We start from the raw sequence: 21,355 nt of genomic DNA on the forward strand, positions 1-21,355 counted from the left end.
CATAATCGATTCATGCCCCGGAGCGCAACCATGACTACCACGACCGACCTTCAACTTGAGCTGCGCGACGAGATCGCCATCGTCCGCCTGACCCGCGCCGCCAAGCGCAACGCGCTGTCCGATTCCCTCATCCTCGCCCTGCGCGACACCTTCCAGACCCTGTCCTCCAACGTGCGTGCCGCGGTGCTCGACGGCGACGGTCCGCACTTCTGCGCCGGGCTGGACCTGTCGGAGCTGCAGGAGCGCGACGCCGGCCAGGGTCTGCAGCATTCGCGCCTGTGGCATGCCGCGCTGGACGCGATCCAGAGCGGCCCGGTACCCGTGGTTGCCGCGCTGCACGGCGCGGTGGTGGGCGGCGGCCTGGAACTGGCGAGCGCCTGCCACATCCGCGTGGCCGACAGCACCACCTTCTACGCCCTGCCCGAGGGTTCGCGCGGCATCTTCGTCGGCGGCGGCGGCTCGGTGCGCATTCCCAAGCTCATCGGCACCGCCCGCATGATGGACATGATGATGACCGGCCGCGTCTACGACGCCCAGGCGGGCGAGCGCGCCGGATTCGCCCAGTACCTGGTGGACGAGGGCCAATCTTTCGACAAGGCTTTCGAGCTGGCGAAGAAGGTCGCCGGCAACGCCCCGCTCACCAACTACGCGCTGATGCACGCCCTGCCCCGCATCAGCGAGCAGCCGGCCGATCACGGCTTCTTCACCGAGGCCTTGATTGCCGGCATCGTCCAGAGCGCGCCCGAGGCCAAGGAGCGCGTGCGCGCCTTCCTCGAAGGGCGGGCCAACAAGGTGAGCAAGGAATGAGCGCGGTTCGTTACCGGCCGCTGGCCTTCGGCGTCACGCGCGCGGTGTTGCGCGAGGGCGCGCCCGGCGTTCGCTACCTGCGCGCCGAGGCAGAACTCGCCGCCTACCCCGGGTGCATGTCGGACCGCTTGCGCCACTGGGCCGAAACCGCCCCGGAACGCACCTTCATCGCGCGCCGCCAGAGCTTGCCCGACGGCCGCACCGGCGACTGGATCCGCGTGAGCTACGCCGAGGCGCACCGCCAGGCGCGCAGCATCGCCCAGGCGCTCCTGGGCCGCGGGCTGAGCCCCGAGCGCCCGGTCGCCATCCTGAGCGAGAACGGCATCGAGCATGCCCTGCTCGCACTGGGCTGCCTCTACGCCGGCGTGCCCTACTGTCCGGTCTCACCGCCCTATTCGCTGGTCAGCCAGGACTTCGACAAGCTGCGCCACGTGCTGTCCACCCTGACGCCCGGCCTGGTGTTCGCCGCCGATGCCGCACGCTTCGGCCGCGCCATCCGCGCGGCGGTGCCGACCGACGTCGAGCTGGTGCTGGCCGAAGGCGCGATCGAAGGCCGCCCGGCCACCGCCTTCGCCGAGATGGCGGCGACCGCGGCCACCTCCGCCGTCGACGCAGCCCTGGCCGCCATCGGGCCCGACACCATCACCAAGTTCCTGTTCACCTCGGGCTCGACCAAGATGCCCAAGGCGGTGATCAACACGCACCGCATGTGGTGCGCCAACCAGCAGCAGCTGCGCCAGTCGATCCCGGCGCTCGGCGAAGAGCCCCCGGTGCTGGTCGACTGGCTGCCCTGGAACCATACCTTCGGCGGCAACCACAACGTCGGCATCGTGCTGGACAACGGCGGCACGCTCTACATCGACGACGGCAAGCCCACCCCGGCCGGCATGGGCGAGACCCTGCGCAACCTGCGCGAGATCGCGCCCACCATCTACTTCAACGTACCCACCGGCTTCGAAGCCATCGCCCACGCGATGGAAAGCGACGCGGTTCTGCGCCGCAACCTGCTGTCGCGGGTGAAGATGTTCTTCTACGCCGGTGCCGCGCTCGCACAACCCGTCTGGGACAGCCTGCACCGCACCCAGGAAGCCGAGGTCGGCGAACGCATCGTGATGGGCACCGGCCTGGGCATGACCGAGTCCGGCCCCTTCGCGCTCTACGTCACCGGACCCGAGGTGAAGTCCGGTGACCTGGGGCTGCCGGCCCCCGGCATCGAGCTCAAGCTCGTCGACATCGACGGCAAGACCGAGGTGCGCTACCGCGGCCCCAACATCACGCCGGGCTACTGGCGCGCGCCGGAGGCCACGGCCGAGGCATTCGACGAGGAGGGCTTCTTCTGCACCGGCGACGCGGTCACGTGGATCGACGAAAGCGACATCCACCGCGGCCTGCGCTTCGACGGGCGCATCGCGGAAGACTTCAAGCTCGCCACCGGCACCTTCGTGAGCGTCGGCCCCCTGCGCGCGAAGATCATCGCCGCCGGCGCGCCCTACGTGCAGGATGCGGTGCTCACCGGCCTCAACCTGAAGGAGGTCGGCGCCCTGATCTTCCCCACGCAGAAGCTGCGCGAGCTTGCCGGCCTCGGCGCCGACGCGCCGATGCGCGCGGTGGTCGAAAGCGCGCCGGTGCAGGCGCATTTCCAGCACGTGGTGAACCAGCTGGCCCGCGCCGCCACCGGCAGCGCCAACCGCATCGCCCGCCTGCACATCGAACACGAAGCGCCCTCCATCGACCGGGGCGAAGTCACCGACAAAGGGTCGATCAACCAGCGCGCCGTGCTCAAGCACCGTGCCGAGACGGTGGAGGCACTGCATGCCGACGCCCTGCCTTTCACATTGAAGCCCCAAGGAGACACGCCATGAAGATCGAAGGACAAGCCGCCCTGGTCACCGGCGGCGCATCAGGCCTGGGCGAAGCGACGGCGCGCGAGCTGGCGCGCCTGGGTGCCAAGGTGGCGGTGCTGGACTTGAACGCCGCGCTGGCCGAGAAGGTGGCCGCGGACATCGGCGGCATCGCCTGCACCTGCAACATCACCGACACCGACAGCGTCAACGCTGCGCTGGACAAGGCCACCGCCGCCCACGGCCCGGCGCGCATCCTGATGAACGTCGCCGGCATCGGCAGCGCCAGGCGCATCGTCGGCAAGGACGGCACCCCTGCGCCGCTGGAAGACTTCATGCGCGTGGTCAATGTCAACCTCGTCGGCGCCTACAACATCAGCCGCCTTTACGCCGCCCAATGCGCGAAGCTCGACCCGCTGGAAGGCGGCGAACGCGGCGTGATGCTCTTCACCGCCTCGGTCGCGGCCTTCGACGGCCAGGTCGGGCAGCAGGCCTACAGCGCCTCCAAGGGCGGGCTGGTGGGCATGACGCTGCCGATGGCGCGCGACCTCGCGCAGCACGGCATCCGCGTCTGCACCATCGCCCCCGGCCTGTTCGCCACGCCCCTGCTGAAGGAACTGCCCGAGGCCGTGCAGCAGTCGCTGGCCGCCTCCATTCCCTTCCCGCCGCGCCTGGGCGATCCGGCGGAATTCGCCGCACTGGCCTGCCACGTGGTGACCAACGGCCATCTCAACGGCGAGGTGATCCGCCTTGACGGCGCCCTGCGCATGGCGCCGCGCTGAACCCGACCACCGCACGCACCGGAGACAAAGCATGAACACCACCCGACGTCATTTCGTCCAGGCCGCCGCAGCGGCCGCCGCGCTGGGCGCCCTGCACCCGCTGGCCGCACTGGCCCAGGCGCTGGACCAGGTCAAGATCCTGTACGGCTTCCCGGCCGGCAGCGCCGGCGACAGCGTGGCCCGCCGCGTGGCCGAGAAGCTGGGCGGCACGGCCTACAGCAAGAACCCCGGCTTCGTGGAGAACAAGCCCGGCGCCGGCGGCCGCATCGCGGTGGAGGCGCTGAAGAACTCGCCGGCCGACGGCTCGGTGCTCACCCTAGCGCCGGTGTCGGCGCTCGCGGTCTACCCCTACATCTATCCCAAGCTGGCCTACAAGCCGGAGGACGTCACGCAGGTCTCCATCGGCGCCATCATGTTCCACGGCCTGGCCGTGGGGCCCTCGGTTCCGGCCGAGGTCAAGACGCTGAAGGACTTCCTGGCCTGGGCCAAGGCCAACCCCGCGCAGGCCAGCTACGGCTCGCCGGGCGCCGGCTCCATGCCGCACCTGCTCGGCGCGCTGCTGGGCCTGCGCGCCGGCGTGGAGCTCAAGCACGTGCCCTACCGCGGCACCGTTCCCAGCATCACCGACCTGGTGGGCGGCCAGATCGCCGCCGCGATGAACCCCAGCGGCGACTACCTGCAGTACATGAAGGCCGGCCGCGTGCGCGTGCTGGCCACCTCCGGCCGCAAGCGCTCGCCTTACCTGCCCGATGTGCCCACCTTCACCGAGCTGGGCTACCCGGACGTGACCTCGGAGGAGTGGTTCGGCTTCTATGCGCCTGCGAAGACGCCTGCCGCCACCATCGCCGCAGCGAACGCGGCGATCAATGCCGCGTTGAAGGACAAGTCCGTGATCGACGCCCTGGCCCTGGTCGGCCTGGTGGCGAACGGCAGCACGCCCCAGGAAATGGCGGCGGACCAGAAGGCCGAATACGAGCGCTGGGGACCGCTGGTCAAGCAGATCGGCTTCACCGCGGAATCATGACCTCCCCCAGGCTTCGCGCACTTCGTGCCGCAGCGCCGGCCCGGCAAAGCCGGTTCCGCGGTGTCCCGGCGACCGTTGCCTCCGCATGCGGCGTGGCCGTTGCGCTGGCGGCGTGCAGCGCGATCGCACCCGGCGCGCTGCCCCGCCTTGCCGCCGCGAAGCCCGGCACGCTGCTGTCCTGCACCGATCTCGCGGCGAAGGCAGCGCGGCCCGGGACGGTCTATTCCAGCGCCGTGGAGGTGCCCGCCGGCCCCGTCACCGTCGGCAGTGCCACCCTGCAGGCGCCGGCCCACTGCCTGGTGCAGGGCCGCATGAACGAACGCGTGAGCCCGGTCGACGGACAGCGCTACGCCATCGGCTTCGAGATGCGGCTGCCCAGGGACTGGAACGGCCGCTTCTTCTACCAGGCCAACGGCGGCCTGGACGGCGCGGTGGTGCCGGCGATGGGCGGCATCGGCGGCGGCGGACCGGCCAGCACTGCGCTGCAGAAGGGCTTTGCGGTGATCAGCTCGGATGCGGGGCATGCCGGGTCCATGGGCCCGCGCTTCGGCCTCGATCCGCAGGCCCGCTCCGACTACGGCTACAACGCCGTCGCACAGCTCACGCCCATGGCGAAGAACCTGATCGCGCAGGCCTATGGCCGCGGCCCCGACCGCTCCTACATCGGCGGCTGCTCCAACGGCGGCCGGCATGCGATGGTGGCCGCCTCCCGCTCGGCGGCGCAATACGACGGCGTCCTGGCCGGCAACCCCGGCTTCCAATTGCCCAAGGCGGCGGTAGCGCAACTCTACGGCGCCCAGCAGTATGCGAAGGCGGCCAGCGTCAGAACGCCGGCCGGCGAACCCGATCTCCAGAGCGCCTTCACGCCGATCGAACTGCAGATGGTGTCGCGCAGCCTGTTGGCGCGCTGCGACGCCCTCGATGGCCTGGCCGACGGCATCGTTGCCGACGTGCAGGCCTGCCAGGCGCGCTTCCGGCTCGACTCCGACGTGCCGACCTGCACCGGCGCGCGCGACGGCGCCTGCCTCGCCCCCGCGCAGAAGAGCGCGCTCGCCAACGTGTTTGCCGGCGCGCGCGACAGTGCCGGCCGCATGATCTACAGCAGCTTTCCCTTCGACACCGGCATCGCCGGCAGCAACTGGCGCGAATGGAAGTTCGCGTTTCCGGCGACCCGCGATGCCGGCGCCGTGGCCTTCATCTTCAGCACACCGCCGCTGGCCGACCGTCCCGGCGGCCTGCCCTTCGCGCTGGGCTTCGACATGGACCGCGATGCCCCGCGCATCACGGCCACCGGCGGCCCCTTCCGCGAGTCGGCGATGGACTTCATGGCGCCGCCGAACGCCGACCGGCTTGACGCGCTGCGCACCCGAGGCGCGAAGATGATCGTCTACCACGGCACCAGCGATCCGGTGTTCTCGTCCGACGACACCGCCGCCTGGTACGAGCGGCTCCAGGCCAGCCACCGCGGGGATGCCGAGGCCTTCGCGCGCTACTTCCCGGTGCCCGGCATGAACCATTGCGCCGGCGGGCCGGCCACCGACCAGTTCGACATGCTCGACGCGCTGGTCGACTGGGTGGAGCAGGGCCGCGCGCCGCAGTCGGTGACCGCCGCTGCGCGCGGGCCCGGCGCGACCGCGGTCAATGCCGAAGTGCCCTCCAGCTGGTCGCCGCGCCGCACCCGCCCCCTGTGCCCCTACCCGCGCGTCGCCACCTACACCGGCGGCGATCCCGAGATTGCCGCCAGCTTCCGCTGCCGATGAACTACCAGCCCCGCCCCGACGACATCCGGTGCCTGCTCGGCACCGTGCTCGGCGCCACGCCGCGCCTGCGCGATCTGCCCCCTTTCGCCGAATTCGACGATGCGCTGCAGTCGCAAGTGCTCGAAGAAGCCGGCCGGTTCGTGGCCGAGGCCGTCGCGCCGCTCAACCGCGTGGGCGACGAGGCGGGTTGCCGCTTCGAAGGCGGCGAGGTGCACACGCCGCCGGGCTTTCGCGAGGCCTATCGCGGCCTGGTCGAAGGCGGCTGGCTGGCGCTCTCCGCCGCGCCCGAGGACGGCGGCCAGGGCCTGCCGGCGGTGCTCGAGGCCGTCCTCTTCGAATGGCTGAGCGCCGCCAACCACGGCCTCACCATGGCACCCGGCCTGCTCCACGGCGCCTACGAATGCCTGCGCCACCACGGCAGCGACGAACTGAAGCAGCGCTACCTGCCAAAGATCGCCAGCGGCGAGTGGCTGGCCACCATGTGCCTGACCGAGGCGCATGCCGGCAGCGACCTGGGCCTGGTGCGAACCCGCGCCGTGCCGCAGGCCGACGGCAGCTACCGCGTGAGCGGCAGCAAGATCTTCATCTCCGGCGGCGAACACGACCTCACGCCGAACATCGTGCATCTGGTCCTGTGCCGCCTGCCGGACGCGCCCCCCGGCCCCAAGGGCCTGTCGCTGGTGCTGGTGCCCAAGCGGATGCCCGAGGGCCGACGCAACGCCGTCCACTGCGAACGCATCGAGGAGAAGATGGGCCTGCACGGCAGCCCCACCTGCGTCATGCGATTCGACGAGGCCACCGGCTGGCTGGTGGGCGAGCCGAGCCGGGGCCTCGCGGCCATGTTCGTGATGATGAACGCCGCCCGCCTGCACGTGGCGCTGCAGGGCATCGGCCTGCTCGATGCGGCCTGGCAGAAGGCTGCGGCCTATGCGCACGAGCGCCGGCAGATGCGCGCACCGGGCGCGCCGCCCCCCAGCCGGGGCAGCGCGGCGGCCGACCTGATCGAGGAGCACCCTGCGGTGCGCCGCGTGCTCGACACCCAGCGCGCCTGGATCGACGGCATGCGCCTGCTGGCCTACCGCAGCGCCCTGCAACTCGACGTCGCACGCCACGATGCCGACCCGGCACGCCGGCAGCACGCCGAACGCTGGTGCGCGCTGGTCACGCCGGTGCTCAAGGCCGCCTGCACCCAGCAGGCCTTCGACGGCGCCAGCGCCTGCCTGCAGGTCTTCGGCGGCCACGGCTACGTGCGCGAATGGGGCATCGAACAGGTGCTGCGCGATGCCCGCGTGACCATGATCTACGAGGGCACCAACGAGATCCAGGCCATCGACCTGGTGACGCGCAAGCTGCTGCCCGACGGCGGTGCCGCCATGGCCGCCGTGCTGATCGAACTGCGCGACGAACTCGATGCCGCGCGCGAGCAGGACGCCGACGTGCAACGCCGCTTCGCCCAACTGCGCTACCTCGGCACCACGCTCGCGATGGCGGCGCAGCGCGACGCCGCCCTGCCCTTCGAAGTGGCGGACGACTACCTGCGCTGCGTGGCGCTGGCCCTCCTGGCCTGGGCCTGGGCACGCATCGCGCAGCTGGCGCCCGACGATGCGCGCTGGCACGCGCCGGGCGCGGCCTTCCAGCGCTTCGTGCTGCCGGAATTCGAGATGCGCCTGGGCATGGTCAAGCGCGCCTGCGACGCGGTCCTCGCGCCCGGCGCCACTTAGGGCCGGCCAACGCTACGCAAGGGGCCGCGCAAAGCGTTGACAGGCCCTAGGGGACATGCCCCGATGCGGCGGGCCTGCAAAGGCAGTTAGGCTTCACGCATGACCGCCGCCCCCCGCAAGAAAGCAGCCAGCGCGATCGCCACCCAGACGGGGCGCTCCGAACGGCTCGACACCCGGATGCTCGAATCGCTGGTCGGCTACAACGCGCGGCGCGCCTGGCTGGCGGTGAGCACGGTCTTCGCGGAGCGGATGACGGCCTACGGGCTCAAGCAGGTCGATTTTTCCGTGCTCTCGCTGCTGGCGCACAACCCCGGCGCCACCTCGCGCCAGCTCTGCGCCACGCTGGACATCCTGCCGCCCAACCTGGTCAGCCTGATCTCCACCATGGACAGCCGCGGCCTGATCGAACGCCGCCCTCACCCCTACGACGGCCGCGCGATCGGCCTGTACCTGACGCCGGCCGGCGAGGCGCTGGTGCGCGAAGCCGAGCGGACGGTGGTGGAGTTGGAGAACGAAGCCAGCGAACGCCTCACCGCGCGCGAGCGGGAGACGCTGATCCGGCTCCTGCAGAAGGTCTACCGGTAGGCGGCAGCGCAGACGGCAGGCGAAGCCGCGCCGGGCTCAGGAATGCGCCCGGCGGCGGCGCCAGAACTTCCACCAGGGCGAAGCCGCGGAAGAACGCGCGGGCGGCAGCGGCTGCAGGCCCGTGTCCCGAATCCGCCGGCGCTGCTCCGCCTCCAGCGCCTGGGCCATGCGATGCGCGAGCTTGTCACCCTGCATCGCTCGGATGCGCCACTCGACGGCCAGCGATTGCAGCTCGGAATCCTCAAGTTTGGCAGGTGTCGTCGTCGGCTCGGGCATTCGTGAAATTCTGCACACCCGGCCGCGGCCCGGCAATCGTAGAGCTTTGCATTACAAGCCCGCCGAGGGCCTTTCAAAGAGAGCCTTCTCAGCCCGCGAATCCGTCCCGACTCAGCGTGAGCCCGGCCGAGAGCAACCCCAGGTCCACGGTTCCGTTCCCTCTTGCTCCCGCTCGGAAGCGGCGATGGCATCCGCTTCCCGCCTCACAATGGTGCCAACTCTCGCCCGACCGAAGACCTTTCGCCATGGAGCAGTTCGACGCCGACACCACCCGCCGTGCCCTGGCCTTCGATCGCCTGCTTCCCGCGCTGCGCAGCGCTTTCGCGGCCGACGTCCACGTACCGCCGCGCCACGTGCATGCGGTCGAGGCCGGCGGCGACCGCGGCACCGTGCTGATCATGCCGGCCTGGAGCGAGGCCGGCTACCTCGGCATCAAGACCATCAACATCTTTCCCGGCAACGGGTCGCGCGGGCTGCCCGGGCTGCATGCCACCTACGTGCTCTACGACGCCCACACCGGCGTGCCGCTGGCGATGATGGACGGCAACGAGATCACCGCCCACCGCACCGCGGCCGCCTCGGCGCTGGGCGCCGCCTTCCTGGCGCGGCAGGATGCGCGCCGCCTGCTGGTGCTGGGCACCGGCCGCGTGGCGCGCCTGCTGCCGGCCGCGCATGCCCGGGTGCGCCAGATCGATGAAGTGCGCGTCTGGAACCACCGCCCGGAGGGCGCCGAAGCGCTGGCCGCCGAATGGCGCAGCGAGGGCTGGAATGCGCAAGCGACGACCGACCTGGAGGCCGCGGTGCGTGAAGCCGATGTCGTGAGCTGCGCCACGCTCGCCACTTCGCCGCTGGTGAAGGGCGAATGGCTGGCGCCGGGCTCGCACCTGGACCTGATCGGCAGTTTCACCCCGCAGATGCGCGAGGCCGATCCGGCCTGCTTCGCCGCTGCGAACACCTTCGTCGATACCGAGGAAGCCGTGACAAAGGCCGGCGACCTGCTCGATGCGATCGCGGCCGGCACGCTCGCGCGCGATGCGGTGCAGGCCACGCTGTTCGACCTGTGCCGAGGCCGGCACGGCGGACGCGCCGACGGTACCGAGCGGACCGTCTTCAAGGCTGTCGGCAGCGCTTTGGAAGACCTCGCGGCCGCCACGCTCGTGTGGCAGGTGGCGCGCCCCTGACCACCACCAAGCTGGCGCTTTGCGCCGGCCGAGGATGGACATGGCAGGCACGCATCGCTGCGTGCAGCTCGTTCATGACGGCCTCTGCCACTTCGGGTGGGGGCTTCGAGGGCTTCGATCAGCTCGCGCAGATCGGTCCTGCGCACACGATGGACGAATGCGAGCTCAGGCAGCGCCCGGGCCCTTCCCGATGTCGCCGCCAGGGATAGCCGGGGCCCCTCAGACCCTTTCCAGGATCACGGCAATGCCCTGCCCCACGCCGATGCACATGGTGCACAGCGCGTAGCGGCCGCCGCCGCGGTGGAGCTGGTTGACCGCGGTGGTCGCCAGCCGCGCGCCGCTGGCGCCCAGCGGGTGGCCCAGCGCGATCGCGCCGCCGTTGATGTTGACCCGGGCGTCGTCGTCCTTCAGGCCCAGCAGGCGCAGCACCGCCAGGCCCTGCGCGGCGAAGGCCTCGTTGAGCTCGATCACGTCGATCTGGTCGAGCGTGAGGCCGGTGAGCTTGAGCACCTTCTCGGTGGCGGGCGCCGGGCCGATGCCCATCACGCGCGGCGCGACGCCTGCAGTGGCCATGCCGACCACGCGGGCGCGCGGCGTCAGGCCGTACTTGGCCGCATGGGCCTCGTCGGCCAGCAGCAGCGCGCACGCACCGTCGTTCACGCCGCTGGCGTTGCCGGCGGTCACGGTGCCGTCGGGGCGCACCACGCCCTTGAGCTTGGCCAGCGCTTCGAGGCTGGTGTCGCGCGGGTGCTCGTCCTTGTTCACGACGATCGGGTCGCCCTTCTTCTGCGGCACGTGCACGGGCACGATCTCGCCGTCGAAGAAGCCCGACTTCTGAGCCGCGACCGCGCGCTGCTGCGAAGCCAGCGCCATGCGGTCCTGCGCCTCGCGCTCGATCTTGTAGTCGGTGGCCACGTTCTCGGCGGTCTCGGGCATGGAGTCGACGCCGTACTGCGCCTTCATGAGCTTGTTGACGAAGCGCCAGCCGATGGTGGTGTCGTAGACCGCGTTGGCGCGGCTGAAGGCGCTCTCGGCCTTGGGCATGACGAAGGGGGCGCGGCTCATGCTTTCCACGCCGCCGGCGATCATGAGACCGGCCTCGCCAGCCTTGATGGCGCGCGCGGCGCTGCCCACGGCATCCAGCCCCGAGCCGCACAGGCGGTTGATGGTGGCACCGCCCAGCTCCAGCGGCAGGCCGGCCAGCAGGGCCGACATGCGCGCGACGTTGCGGTTGTCCTCGCCGGCCTGGTTGGCGCAGCCGTAGAGCACGTCGGTCACGGCCTGCCAGTCCACCTCCTTGTTGCGCTCCATCAGCGCCTTGAGCGGCACGGCGCCGAGGTCGTCCGCGCGCACGCTGGAAAGGGCGCCGCCGTAGCGGCCGAAGGGGGTGCGAACGGCGTCGCAGATGAAGGCTTGATTCGTCATGGCGAGTCTCTTTGAAAAACAGGAATTCAGGCGGCGATCGGCAGGCCCACCAGCCTCTCGAGCTCGGCATGCTCGAGGCCCTCGACCTTGTCGATGAGCTTCAGGCCCGAGGGCGTGCATTCGAGGGTGGCGAGGTCGGAATACACGCGCTTGACGCAGCCGATTCCGGTCAGCGGATAGGTGCACTGCGCGACGATCTTGCTCTCACCCTTCTTGGTGAGCAAGTCCATCATCACCCAGGTCTGCTTGGCGCCGATCGCCAGGTCCATCGCGCCGCCGACGGCGGGAATGGCGCCCTCTTCGCCGGTGCTCCAGTTGGCCAGGTCGCCGGTGGCCGAGACCTGGAAGGCGCCCAGCACGCAGATGTCCAGGTGGCCGCCGCGCATCATCGCGAAGCTGTCGGCATGGTGGAAGAAGGCACCGCCGGGCAGCAGCGTGACGGGCTGCTTGCCGGCGTTGATGAGGTCGTAGTCCTCCTGGCCCGCGGCCGGGGCCGGGCCCATGCCGAGGATGCCGTTCTCGCTGTGCAGGATGACCTCGCGGCCGGCCGGCAGGTGATTGGCCACCAGCGTGGGCTGGCCGATGCCCAGGTTGACGACGGCGCCGTCGAAGATGTCCTGGGCGACGCGGGCGGCGAGCTGGTCCTTGGTGCGGCGCTGGTAGGTAGCTGTCATTTCAGTTTTCCGTCCTGTTCAGTGGCAAGCGGCGACTGCCGCGGCAAGCGAAGCGAAGCCCGTTCGGGAGACGCCGCGGAACCGGCGTTGCCGGGCCGCTGGTGTCGCCCCCTGGAGGGGGGAGGCGGCTACACGAAGTGAGCAAGCGACGGGGGTGTTCATTTCTTGAAACCGCCCGCTTGCGTGGCGACGCGGTCGATCCTGACGATGTTCTTGACGAAGATGCCGGGCGTCACGATGGTTTCGGGGTCCATCTCGCCCAGCTCCACGATCTCGTGCACGGTGGCGATGGTGCGGCTGGACGCCATGGCCATCACCGGCCCGAAGTTGCGCGCCGCCTTGCGATAGGTCAGGTTGCCCCAGCGGTCGCCGCGCTCGGCCTTGATCAGCGCGACGTCGCCGTGGATCGGGTACTCCAGCACGTACTGCTTGCCGTCGATCTCGCGTGTTTCACGGTCCCCGGCGAGCTGGGTGCCGAAGCCGGTCGGGCAGAAGAAGGCGCCCACGCCCGCACCAGCCGCGCGGATACGCTCCGCCAGATTGCCCTGCGGCACCAGTTCCAGCTCCAGCTTGCCGCTGCGGTAGAGCTCGTCGAACACGTAGCTGTCAGCCTGGCGCGGGAAGCTGCAGATGATCTTGCGCACCCGGCCGGCCTTGAGCAGCGCGGCCAGGCCGGTGTCGCCGTTGCCGGCGTTGTTGTTGACGACCGTGAGGTCCTTGGCGCCCTGTTCGATCAGGCCGTCGATGAGCTCGTTGGGGATGCCGGCCGTGCCGAAGCCGCCGATGAGCACCGTGGCGCCATCCTGGATGCCGGCCATGGCATCGGCGACCGAGCGCGCGATCTTGTCGATCATGAAAACTTGTCTCCGGGGTGAAGGAAAAGCAGCCGAAGGCCTCGGCTTGAGGCTCGAACCACCATGTTCAAAATGTTCGTATATCGAACATGTGTTCGTATAATGAATTCTATGCAGGATCGAACGCCATGGCAACCCTGAAGAAAACCCAGTCCGACACACCCACCCCCGGCGACAGCTACGTGCAGTCCTTCGCGCGCGGGCTGCAGGTGATCCGCTCCTTCAGCGAGAAAACCCCTCGCCAGACCTTGAGCGACGTGGCGGCCGCCACCGGCCTCACGCGCGCCGGTGCGCGCCGCATCCTGCTGACGCTGCAGACTCTGGGCTACGTGGCCTTCGACGGCAAGCTGTTCATGCTGACGCCGCGCATCCTCGACCTGGGCTTCGCCTACCTGTCCTCGATGCCCATCTGGAACCGGGCCGAGCCGGTGATGGAAGCGCTGGTGCAGCAGGTGCAGGAGTCCTGCTCGGCGGCGGTCCTCGACGACACGGACATCGTCTACGTGCTGCGCGTGCCCACGCACAAGATCATGCGCATCAGCCTCGGGGTGGGCTCGCGGCTGCCGGCCTGGTGCACGTCGATGGGCCGCCTCCTGCTGTCGGAACTGGACGAGCCCGCATTGCGCGGGCGGCTGGCAGCGTCGGACATCGAGGCCCTGACCCGCCACACGATCACCGACATCGACGCATTGGTGGCCAAGGTGCAGCAGGCCCGGCGCCAGCGCTGGTGCGTGGTGAATCAGGAGCTGGAAGAGGGACTGATCTCGATCGCCGCGCCCATCGTGGACCGCAGCGGGCGCATGGTGGCGGCGCTCAACATCAGCGGGCAGGCCAACCGGACCAGCGCGAAGGTGATGCAGGAGACCATGCTGCCTTCTTTGTTGGCGGCGGCGGATGAGATCTCACGGCTGCTTTGAGCGCGCGTGGACGGTGCGCGCAGCTCGCGCACTCACGCAACCCACCCAGCTCACACACTACTGATTGGCCTGCAACATCGCCGCCATCTTCTGGTGAATCAGGTTGATCGCCTTCAGCGGCCGAATCATCACCTTGAAGTCGACGATCTTCCCCGCCTCGTCCCACCGGATCATGTCGACGCCGTTGACCGAAATGCCGTCGATCTCCACCTGGAACTCCAGCACCGCATCGCGCGGCCCCACCAGCTCCCGCACGTAGCGAAAGGAAGGATTGAAGAAGACGTGAAAGGCCGCCGACAGGTACTGCGTCGTCACCGCCTTGCCGGCCTGCGGCGTATGGACCACCGGCGAATGGAAGACGACCTGGTCCGCGAGCAGCGCATCCAGCCCGCGGGTGTCGCGGGTGCGCACCAGCGCGTGCCAGGTGGCGAGGACGTCTTGGTTCATGGCAGCTTCTCCGTCGTGCGGTGACGCCGGCATTGTGAGCGCCCGCGCCCCGCCCGCCAACCCCGCTGCAGCGGAGATGGAAAGAGTGAGTAAGATCGCCGCCCATCGCGAACCAGGGAGAGAAAAATGCACAAGGCGATGTTGTCGGCCCCGCGCGTCGCGGGCGCCCTCCTCGCGTTACTTGCCATCGGCCTCCTGCCGGCATTCCGGCGCCGGGCCGGACGCGGACACGAGACCTGCCGCATCCAGGCGCAAGAGCGCGCATGGCGCGACCTGGTCACCGTGTTCGAACACACCACCGACTACGTGGTCCAGACGGATGCCCGCGGGCGCATCCACTACATGAACCCGGCCCTGCGCCGGTCCCTCGGCATCGCCCCCCACGACACGGTGCAGGGCTTCGACGTCACCCGCTTCAACACGCCCGAGACCAACGACCTGTTCGTCGGCACCATCCTGCCCGCGGCCGAGGCCGACGGCGTCTGGATCGGCGAGACGACGGTGTACGCGGCGGACCGCCGCGTGGTTCCCGTCAACCAGATGGTCATCGCGCACAAGGGTGCCGATGGCCGCGTCCATCTCTACTCGTCCGTCATGCGCGACATCACCGACCAGCTGGCCTCGCGCCGCCGGCAGCAGCAGGAGAACGCGCGGCTCCTGCAATTGTCCCGTCGCGATCCCCTGACCGGACTGCTCAATCGCGCGGGCTTCGAGGCCTTTCTCGAGCAGCACCGCAGCACCGAAGCCCTGGCCCTGCTGTACATCGACCTCGATCGCTTCAAAGCGGTCAACGACACGCACGGACATGCCGTCGGCGACCAGCTCCTCCAGCAGTTCGCGCGGCGCCTCCAGGCCATCCTGCGCCAGGACGACGCAGCGGCGCGCCTGGGCGGCGACGAGTTCGCCATCGCCCTGACCGGCGCCGACGGCGGCACGCGTGCGCAAGCGATGGCCGACGAGGTCGTGGCGGCCGCACGGCTTCAATTCGAGGTCGCGGACCGGCGGCTGGAGATCGGCGCCAGCGTCGGCATCGCACTCGGCGCCGACGGCACGGTTGGCTGGCACACGCTGATCGACCGAGCCGACCGGATGCTCTACCAGGCCAAGAAGGCCGGGCGCGGACGGCACGCCGGCATCGCGCAGTAACATCGCCCGCACTCCGCGTGTCATGAAAGAGAGGTTGATGCAGAAGGCGCAACTGTCAGCTCCGCGCGTTGCGGGCCTTTTGGTGATCGTGCTCGCCGCCATCCTCGCCGTGCACTGGGTGATCGGCCTCGGCGCCATCGCGCGCCTGGTCCCGGGCTCGCTGTCCATCGGACTCGTCAATCCGCTGCTCTTTCTCGCGATCGGCGTCTGCTTCTTCGGCTGCACGCAGCCGCCGGGTGCCGCGGCGCACACGGCCTGGGTCTGGGCCCTGCGGGTCTGCATCGTGGCGCTGATCGGGCTGCCGCTTTCGCACCTCCTCGAAGGTGCCGCCGGGGTCTCGCTGGGCCTGGACTTCCCGCGCGCGGATGCGCGGCCTTCCCCGCTCAACCCCCATCCGGGCCGACTTTCACCGAACACCGGGCTGCTCAACCGCTCCGGCTTCGAGGCCTGGCTCGAACAGCAGGGCAGCACCCGTTCGCTGGCCCTGCTGTACATCGATCTCGACCGGTTCAAGCAGGTCAACGACACGCACGGGCATGCGGTCGGCGACCAGTTGCTGCAGCAGTTCGCGCGGCGCCTGCAGGCGCTGGTGCGTCCCACCGATGCGGTCGCCCGGCTCGGCGGCGACGAGTTCGCCGTCGCCCTCGCCGGCATGCGCGACGTCGCGCATGCCGATGCGGTCGCCGAGAAAGTGGTGGCGGCTGCACAGCCCCGCTTCGAGATCGCGGAGCTGCAGCTCGAAATCGGCGCCAGCGTCGGCGTGGCGCTGGGCACGGACGGCGCGGAGAGCTGGCGCGGATTGATCGCCCGCGCCGACCGGATGCTTTACCAGGCCAAGGAGGGCGGGCGCGGCCGGCACGCGAGCGGCGCGCAGCGCTCGCGGCGCTGAGCGCATCGCCCTTGGAATGCATACCAATCACCTAAGGGAGTGATGGGGCGTTACAACATGTCGGAGAAATCTGGCATCCGCGCAGCGGCATTCGTGCAAATCTGTCGGACCATCGCACCACGAACCGCCGCAAGAACAAATCCCTGTCGTCGATGAAGCCGCTTTCTCCACGCCCAGCCTGCCGCGACGACGCATCCGGCACCCCTGCTGCCCCGCTCCACCGCATCGCGGCCGCGTCGCCGCCCGGCCGCGGGTGAGCGAGGCCAGGCCGTCCGCGCCGACGGCCCATGCGGCCCGCTCGGCCGTGCACTGGGCCGCCTGGGCGCTCACCCTGGGCATGCTGCCCGTGCTGGTCGTGGTGCCGCTCACGCTGCACCAGCAGCTCACGCTGTCGGTCGCGATCTTCATCGCGGCGCTGGTCATCAACCGCTTCGCCGGCCGGCTTGCGACGCTCGCGCTGATGTTCCTCTCCGTCACGGTCTCGTCGCGCTACCTGTACTGGCGCCTCACCGACACGATGTACATGGAGAACGTGCTGGACCTCGTGCTCGCGTGGGGCCTGCTGCTGGCCGAGATCTACGCCTTCCTGGTGCTCCTGCTGGGCTACGTGCAGACCGCCTGGCCGCTCGGCCGCACGCCTGCGCCGCTGCCGGCGGACCGTGCGTCGTGGCCCACCGTCGACGTGCTCATCCCCACGTACAACGAGCCGCTGTCCGTGGTCCGCCCCACCGTGCTCGCGGCCCTGGCGATGGACTGGCCGCGCGACCGCCTGCGCGTCTTCGTCCTCGACGACGGCCGCCGCGAAACCTTCCGCGCCTTCTGCGACGAAGTCGGCGTGACCCACGTCACGCGCGACAACAACCGCCATGCGAAGGCCGGCAACATCAACGCCGCGCTCAGGAACACGGACGGCGAATTCATCGCCATCTTCGACTGCGACCATGCGCCCGTGCGCTCCTTCCTGCAGGTGACGATGGGCTGGTTCGGGCGCGCGCCCAGGCTCGCGATGGTGCAGACGCCGCACTACTTCTATTCCCCCGACCCCTTCGAGAAGAACCTCGGCACCTTCGGCACCGTCCCGAACGAGGGTGAGCTTTTCTACGGCCTGATCCAGGATGGCAACGACCTGTGGAATGCGGCCTTCTTCTGCGGCTCGTGCGCGGTGCTGCGGCGCAGCGCCTGCGAGCAGGTCGGCGGCATCGCGGTGGAGACGGTGACCGAGGACGCGCACACCGCCCTCAAGATGCACCGCGCCGGCCACGAGACCGCCTACCTGGCGATCCCGCAGGCCGCAGGCCTCGCGACCGAGAGCCTGTCCGGCCACGTGGGCCAGCGCATCCGCTGGGCCCGCGGCATGACGCAGATCTTCCGCACCGACAACCCGCTGCTGGGCCGCGGGCTGAGCTGGGCACAGCGGCTGTGCTACCTCAACGCGATGCTGCACTTCCTCTATGGACTGCCGCGGCTGATCTACCTCACCGCGCCGCTGGCCTACCTGGTGTTCGGCGCCAGCGTGATCCACGCCTCGGCCGCGATGATCTTCGCCTACGCGCTGCCCCACATCTTCCACGCCAACCTGACCAACAGCCGCGTGCAGGGGCGCTTTCGCTACCTGTTCTGGAACGAGGTGTACGAGGCGGTGCTGGCCTGGCACATCTTCCGGCCCACGCTGGTGGCGCTTTTCAATCCGAAGGCGGGCGCTTTCAACGTGACGGCCAAGGGCGGACTGATCGAGCGCCGCTACTTCGACACGCAGATCGCCAAGGCCAGCATCTTCCTGCTGGCGCTCAACTTCATCGGCATCGGCTTCGGCCTGTGGCGGCTGACGTGGGTGGACGCGGAGCGCATCGCCACCGTCTGGCTCAACCTGGCCTGGACTGGCTACAACCTGGTGATCCTCGGCGCCTGCGTCGCCGCGGCGAACGAATCGCGCCAGATGCGCACGGCCCATCGCGTGGCGCTGCAGATGCCGGCCTTGCTGCACCTGCCCGGCCGGGCGCCCATCGCCTGCCGGACCTTCGACTTCTCCACCACCGGGCTGGCCATCGACCTGCCGGGCGATCCGCACTGCGCGCACGGCGCGGCCGTGGGGGTGTCGTTGTTCGAGGGCGAGACCGAGCACCGCTTCCCGGCCACCGTGCGCTTCAGCCGCGGCGGGCGAATGGGCCTGCGCTTCGAAGGCCTGACGGTCGCGCAGGAGCAGGCGCTGGTGCGATGCACGATCTCGCGGCCCGACATCTGGGCCGAGCGCTGGGGCCGCCATCCACGCGTCGGCGCGCACCGCGTGCTGGCGCACATCGCGCGCATCAGCGCCGTCGGCTTCAGGGACATGTTCGCGCACTACCGGCAAGCCATCGTCCGCCGGCTGCAGTCACCGGCGGCCGCGGGGCGCGCACCGCAATCCGAGGAGTCGAGTTGATGCGCAACCGGAAGAAGCCGCCGGCGTTTGCGCTGGCGCTGGCACTGGCGTCGGTGGCCTGGTGCGTTGCACGCGCCCAGCCGTCCGGCGAGCCAACACCCGCGCCGGCGGCGGCACCCTCGGTGGCCGCCGCCGCGAATGCCACGCGGGACATGAACCTCACGCAGCTCGGCGTCGACTACGCGATCACGCTGCGCGGCACCCGGGCCTCGGTGGGCATTCCCTTCAGCGTGCGCGGCGACGAACTCGTGACGGCCGCATCGCTGCATCTGAACTACGCCTACTCGCCGGCCCTGCTGCCCGAGCTGTCGCACATCGCGGTGAGCGTCAACGACGTGGTGGTGGCGACGCTGCCTCTGCCGCGCGAGGGGGCAGGCCAGCCGCGCAGCGCGGACATTCCGATCGACCGCCGGTTGATGAGCGACTACAACCGCATCGACCTCGAACTGATCGGCCACTACACGCGCGCATGCGAGGACCCGGCCCACTCCAGCTTGTGGGCCAAGGTGGACGCCTCGAGCACGCTGCGGCTGACCGTCGAGCCCTTCCAGGCCCGTGCCGACCTGGGCACGCTGCCGGCGCCTTTCTTCGACCCACGCGACGCGCGGCGCCTGCGGCTGCCCTTCGTGCTGGGCGACGCGGGCTTCCCGACGCTGGAGGCGGCCGGCATCGTGTCCTCGTGGTTCGGTGCGCTGGCGGGCTATCGCGGCGCGCTGTTCCCGGTCTCCACCGGCATGCTGCCGAAGGGCTCGCACGCGGTGGTCTTCGCCATGCCCGGCGCCGCCATCGAGGGACTGCAACTGCCCGCCATCGCGGGGCCGGCGCTGGCGGTGGTCGATCGACCGGGCGATGCGTCGCACAAGCTGCTGCTCGTCATGGGCCGCAACCCCGCCGAACTGCGCACGGCGGCCGCGGCATTGGCGTTGAACAGCCGCGCGCTGACCGGCGGCGCGACGGTCGTCGAAGGCTTCGTGCCACCACCGGCGCGGCGGCCCCACGACGCACCTCGCTGGATCGCCAGCGACCGGCCGGTGCAGCTCGGCGAGCTGGCTGCTGCCAAGGACCTGAGCGTGTCGGGCTACACGCCGGACGTGGTGAAGGTCAACCTGCAGTTGCCGCCCGACCTCTTCACCTGGCGCGCGCGCGGCATCCCGCTCGATCTCGGGTACCGCTACACGCCGCGGGTCCGGCCCGACCAGTCGACGCTCAACGTCAACGTCGGGGAAAGCTTCATCGGCTCGTTGCCGCTGCGTGCCGCCAATCCGGCGGGCAATCCGTGGTGGAACCCCTTCGCCCGCACGCTGCTGCCCGACGGCACCACCGCCGAGCGCAAGACCATCCTGCTGCCGCCGCTCGCGCTGGGCGCTCGAAGCCAGTTGCGGCTGCACTACCACTTCCAGCCCGATGCGGGGCCCTGCCAGCCGCTGCTCGACAACGTGCGCGGCAGCATCGATGCCGATTCGACGATCGACATCTCGGGGCTGCCGCACTACATCGCGATGCCCGAACTCGCCGCTTTTGCCAACGGCGGCTTTCCCTTCACGCGCCTGGCCGACCTGGCGGATACGGCGGTGGTCCTGCCCGACGCGCCGACGCTGGCGGACCGGGAGATCTTCCTGGCGCTGATGGGGCAGTTCGGCAATGCGACGGGCTACCCGGCGCTGCGGGTCTCGGCCGGCGGAGCCTCCCAGGTCTCGCAATGGACGGACAAGGACCTGCTGGTCCTGGGCAGCCTCGAGAGCCAGCCGCTGTTCGCGCAATGGGCCGCGCGGATGCCGCTGGCGCGGGGCAACGGCGTCCAGGCGATGCGGCTGGGCAACTGGTTCGACGAGGCATTGGATTTCGTCACCGGCACGCGCCAGCGCGAGGACCTGCCCGCCGGCACGCAGATGGCCGTCGCGGCGGACGGCCGCGACGCCGCGCTGGCGGGCTTCGAATCGCCGCTCAAGCCGGGCCGCAGCGTGGTCGCAGTGGTCGCGGACGCGGGATCGCAGCCGGCCTTGCTGGACGCGCTGATGTCGCCCGGCATGCTTCGCCTCATCCAGGGGAGCACCTCGATCGTGCGGGGGACGGAGGTGCACAGCCTGCTGGCGGGGGAAAGCTATGACGTGGGACGACTGCCGCCGGTGACCTGGCTGCAATGGAAGCTGTCGCGCAATCCGCTGATGCTGGCAGGGCTCGTGCTGGTGCTGGCTTTCGTGGGTGCGGGGGCGGCGTATGTCAGCTTGCGGCGGCGTGCGAAGGTGCGGCTGGGGGCGGGGTCGTGAGGCGGCGTGCGAGGAAGCGGGAAGGGGCGGGTTCGTGAGGCGACGTGCGGCGGCGTGGGTCTTGCTCCCTCTTCGTCGGGGAGCGGGCGGGGGGGGTGCTGTCTTGCCCCGTCTCCCTGTGGGGGGTGAGGGCACTGGGCCTTTGCTTTGGCGTTGTTCTTGTTGTTGCTGGGGAGGCTGGGATTCGCCACGCGGGGCTTTGTTTTGGCCTTGCTGGTTGGGTGGCGCAGGAGCCGGGAGTTCGCCCCGGCGGGCGAGTTACTTTCTTTGTCTCGCCAAAGAAAGTAACCAAAGAAAGGCGACCCCACTGTGCGCGTCCCTCCGCTTCGCTACGGGCAAC

General features: G+C 70.1%; 18 protein-coding genes. 13 read left to right on the forward strand and 5 right to left on the reverse strand.

The window, feature by feature from the left end; translation table 11 throughout:
* Positions 1–30 precede the first annotated feature (30 nt).
* The 7 genes from ABEA07_RS07550 (at position 31) to ABEA07_RS07580 (ending at position 8,520) form a co-directional block, all read left to right on the forward strand.
* On the forward strand, positions 31–807 hold the full coding sequence (locus ABEA07_RS07550; RefSeq protein ID WP_345536919.1) for a crotonase/enoyl-CoA hydratase family protein: 777 nt from the start codon (positions 31–33) through the stop codon (positions 805–807).
* On the forward strand, positions 804–2,669 hold the full coding sequence (locus ABEA07_RS07555) for a feruloyl-CoA synthase (protein WP_345536920.1): 1,866 nt from the start codon (positions 804–806) through the stop codon (positions 2,667–2,669). Before ABEA07_RS07550 ends, ABEA07_RS07555 begins: the two co-directional genes overlap by 4 nt.
* Positions 2,666–3,430 carry an SDR family NAD(P)-dependent oxidoreductase gene (locus ABEA07_RS07560; protein ID WP_345536922.1) on the forward strand — a complete coding sequence of 255 codons (765 nt, stop codon included), beginning with the start codon at positions 2,666–2,668 and terminating at the stop codon, positions 3,428–3,430. The genes ABEA07_RS07555 and ABEA07_RS07560 overlap by 4 nt, the downstream gene beginning before the upstream one ends.
* A gap of 31 nt (positions 3,431–3,461) precedes the next feature.
* Positions 3,462–4,454, forward strand: coding sequence for a tripartite tricarboxylate transporter substrate-binding protein (locus tag ABEA07_RS07565; RefSeq protein WP_345536923.1), 993 nt, complete (start codon positions 3,462–3,464; stop codon positions 4,452–4,454).
* Positions 4,451–6,214 carry a tannase/feruloyl esterase family alpha/beta hydrolase gene (locus tag ABEA07_RS07570; protein ID WP_345536925.1) on the forward strand — a complete coding sequence of 588 codons (1,764 nt, stop codon included), beginning with the start codon at positions 4,451–4,453 and terminating at the stop codon, positions 6,212–6,214. The genes ABEA07_RS07565 and ABEA07_RS07570 overlap by 4 nt, the downstream gene beginning before the upstream one ends.
* Positions 6,211–7,935 (forward strand): acyl-CoA dehydrogenase family protein, encoded by a 1,725-nt coding sequence (locus ABEA07_RS07575; protein WP_345536927.1) that lies wholly within the window; start codon positions 6,211–6,213, stop codon positions 7,933–7,935. Before ABEA07_RS07570 ends, ABEA07_RS07575 begins: the two co-directional genes overlap by 4 nt.
* A 99-nt stretch (positions 7,936–8,034) precedes the next feature.
* Complete coding sequence (locus ABEA07_RS07580) at positions 8,035–8,520, forward strand: MarR family winged helix-turn-helix transcriptional regulator (RefSeq protein WP_345536929.1); 486 nt, start codon at positions 8,035–8,037, stop codon at positions 8,518–8,520.
* A 36-nt stretch (positions 8,521–8,556) separates the two neighbouring features.
* On the opposite strand, the gene ABEA07_RS07585 is transcribed toward ABEA07_RS07580, so the two are convergent.
* The gene (locus ABEA07_RS07585) at positions 8,557–8,796 is read right to left on the reverse strand and encodes a hypothetical protein (RefSeq protein WP_345536930.1); all 240 of its coding nucleotides are present in this window, start codon (positions 8,794–8,796) and stop codon (positions 8,557–8,559) included.
* 245 nt (positions 8,797–9,041) lie between these two features.
* Between ABEA07_RS07585 and lhpI the strand changes: the two genes are divergently transcribed.
* On the forward strand, positions 9,042–9,977 hold the full coding sequence (gene lhpI, locus ABEA07_RS07590; RefSeq protein WP_345536932.1) for a bifunctional Delta(1)-pyrroline-2-carboxylate/Delta(1)-piperideine-2-carboxylate reductase: 936 nt from the start codon (positions 9,042–9,044) through the stop codon (positions 9,975–9,977).
* A gap of 219 nt (positions 9,978–10,196) precedes the next feature.
* On the opposite strand, the gene pcaF is transcribed toward lhpI, so the two are convergent.
* The 3 genes from pcaF to ABEA07_RS07605 all read right to left on the reverse strand — a co-directional run bounded on the left by pcaF (position 10,197) and on the right by ABEA07_RS07605 (position 12,930).
* Complete coding sequence (gene pcaF, locus ABEA07_RS07595; RefSeq protein WP_345536933.1) at positions 10,197–11,402, reverse strand: 3-oxoadipyl-CoA thiolase; 1,206 nt, start codon at positions 11,400–11,402, stop codon at positions 10,197–10,199.
* A gap of 26 nt (positions 11,403–11,428) precedes the next feature.
* A complete protein-coding gene (locus ABEA07_RS07600) occupies positions 11,429–12,076 on the reverse strand; it encodes a 3-oxoacid CoA-transferase subunit B (RefSeq protein WP_345536935.1) in 648 nt (215 codons plus the stop codon).
* A 158-nt stretch (positions 12,077–12,234) separates the two neighbouring features.
* On the reverse strand, positions 12,235–12,930 hold the full coding sequence (locus ABEA07_RS07605; RefSeq protein WP_345536936.1) for a 3-oxoacid CoA-transferase subunit A: 696 nt from the start codon (positions 12,928–12,930) through the stop codon (positions 12,235–12,237).
* Between the two features lie 128 nt (positions 12,931–13,058).
* Between ABEA07_RS07605 and ABEA07_RS07610 the strand changes: the two genes are divergently transcribed.
* A complete protein-coding gene (locus tag ABEA07_RS07610; RefSeq protein WP_345536937.1) occupies positions 13,059–13,847 on the forward strand; it encodes an IclR family transcriptional regulator in 789 nt (262 codons plus the stop codon).
* A gap of 57 nt (positions 13,848–13,904) precedes the next feature.
* Here the strand turns inward: ABEA07_RS07610 and ABEA07_RS07615 are convergent, their stop codons facing one another.
* Positions 13,905–14,294 carry a nuclear transport factor 2 family protein gene (locus tag ABEA07_RS07615; protein WP_345536938.1) on the reverse strand — a complete coding sequence of 130 codons (390 nt, stop codon included), beginning with the start codon at positions 14,292–14,294 and terminating at the stop codon, positions 13,905–13,907.
* A 126-nt stretch (positions 14,295–14,420) separates the two neighbouring features.
* On the opposite strand from ABEA07_RS07615, the gene ABEA07_RS07620 reads away from it, so the two are divergent.
* The 4 genes from ABEA07_RS07620 (at position 14,421) to bcsB (ending at position 21,015) form a co-directional block, all read left to right on the forward strand.
* On the forward strand, positions 14,421–15,440 hold the full coding sequence (locus tag ABEA07_RS07620; protein ID WP_345536940.1) for a diguanylate cyclase domain-containing protein: 1,020 nt from the start codon (positions 14,421–14,423) through the stop codon (positions 15,438–15,440).
* Positions 15,441–15,477: 37 nt separating this feature from the next.
* Positions 15,478–16,329 (forward strand): GGDEF domain-containing protein, encoded by an 852-nt coding sequence (locus ABEA07_RS07625; protein WP_345536941.1) that lies wholly within the window; start codon positions 15,478–15,480, stop codon positions 16,327–16,329.
* 253 nt (positions 16,330–16,582) lie between these two features.
* Positions 16,583–18,748 carry a UDP-forming cellulose synthase catalytic subunit gene (bcsA, locus tag ABEA07_RS07630; RefSeq protein WP_345536943.1) on the forward strand — a complete coding sequence of 722 codons (2,166 nt, stop codon included), beginning with the start codon at positions 16,583–16,585 and terminating at the stop codon, positions 18,746–18,748.
* Positions 18,748–21,015: a cellulose biosynthesis cyclic di-GMP-binding regulatory protein BcsB gene (gene bcsB / locus ABEA07_RS07635; protein ID WP_345536944.1), complete on the forward strand. Its 2,268-nt coding sequence runs from the start codon at positions 18,748–18,750 to the stop codon at positions 21,013–21,015. Before bcsA ends, bcsB begins: the two co-directional genes overlap by 1 nt.
* The last annotated feature ends 340 nt before the right edge of the window (positions 21,016–21,355 follow it).

Origin of the sequence: Variovorax defluvii (assembly GCF_039541515.1) — a bacterium.
GTDB lineage: Bacteria > Pseudomonadota > Gammaproteobacteria > Burkholderiales > Burkholderiaceae_C > Variovorax > Variovorax defluvii.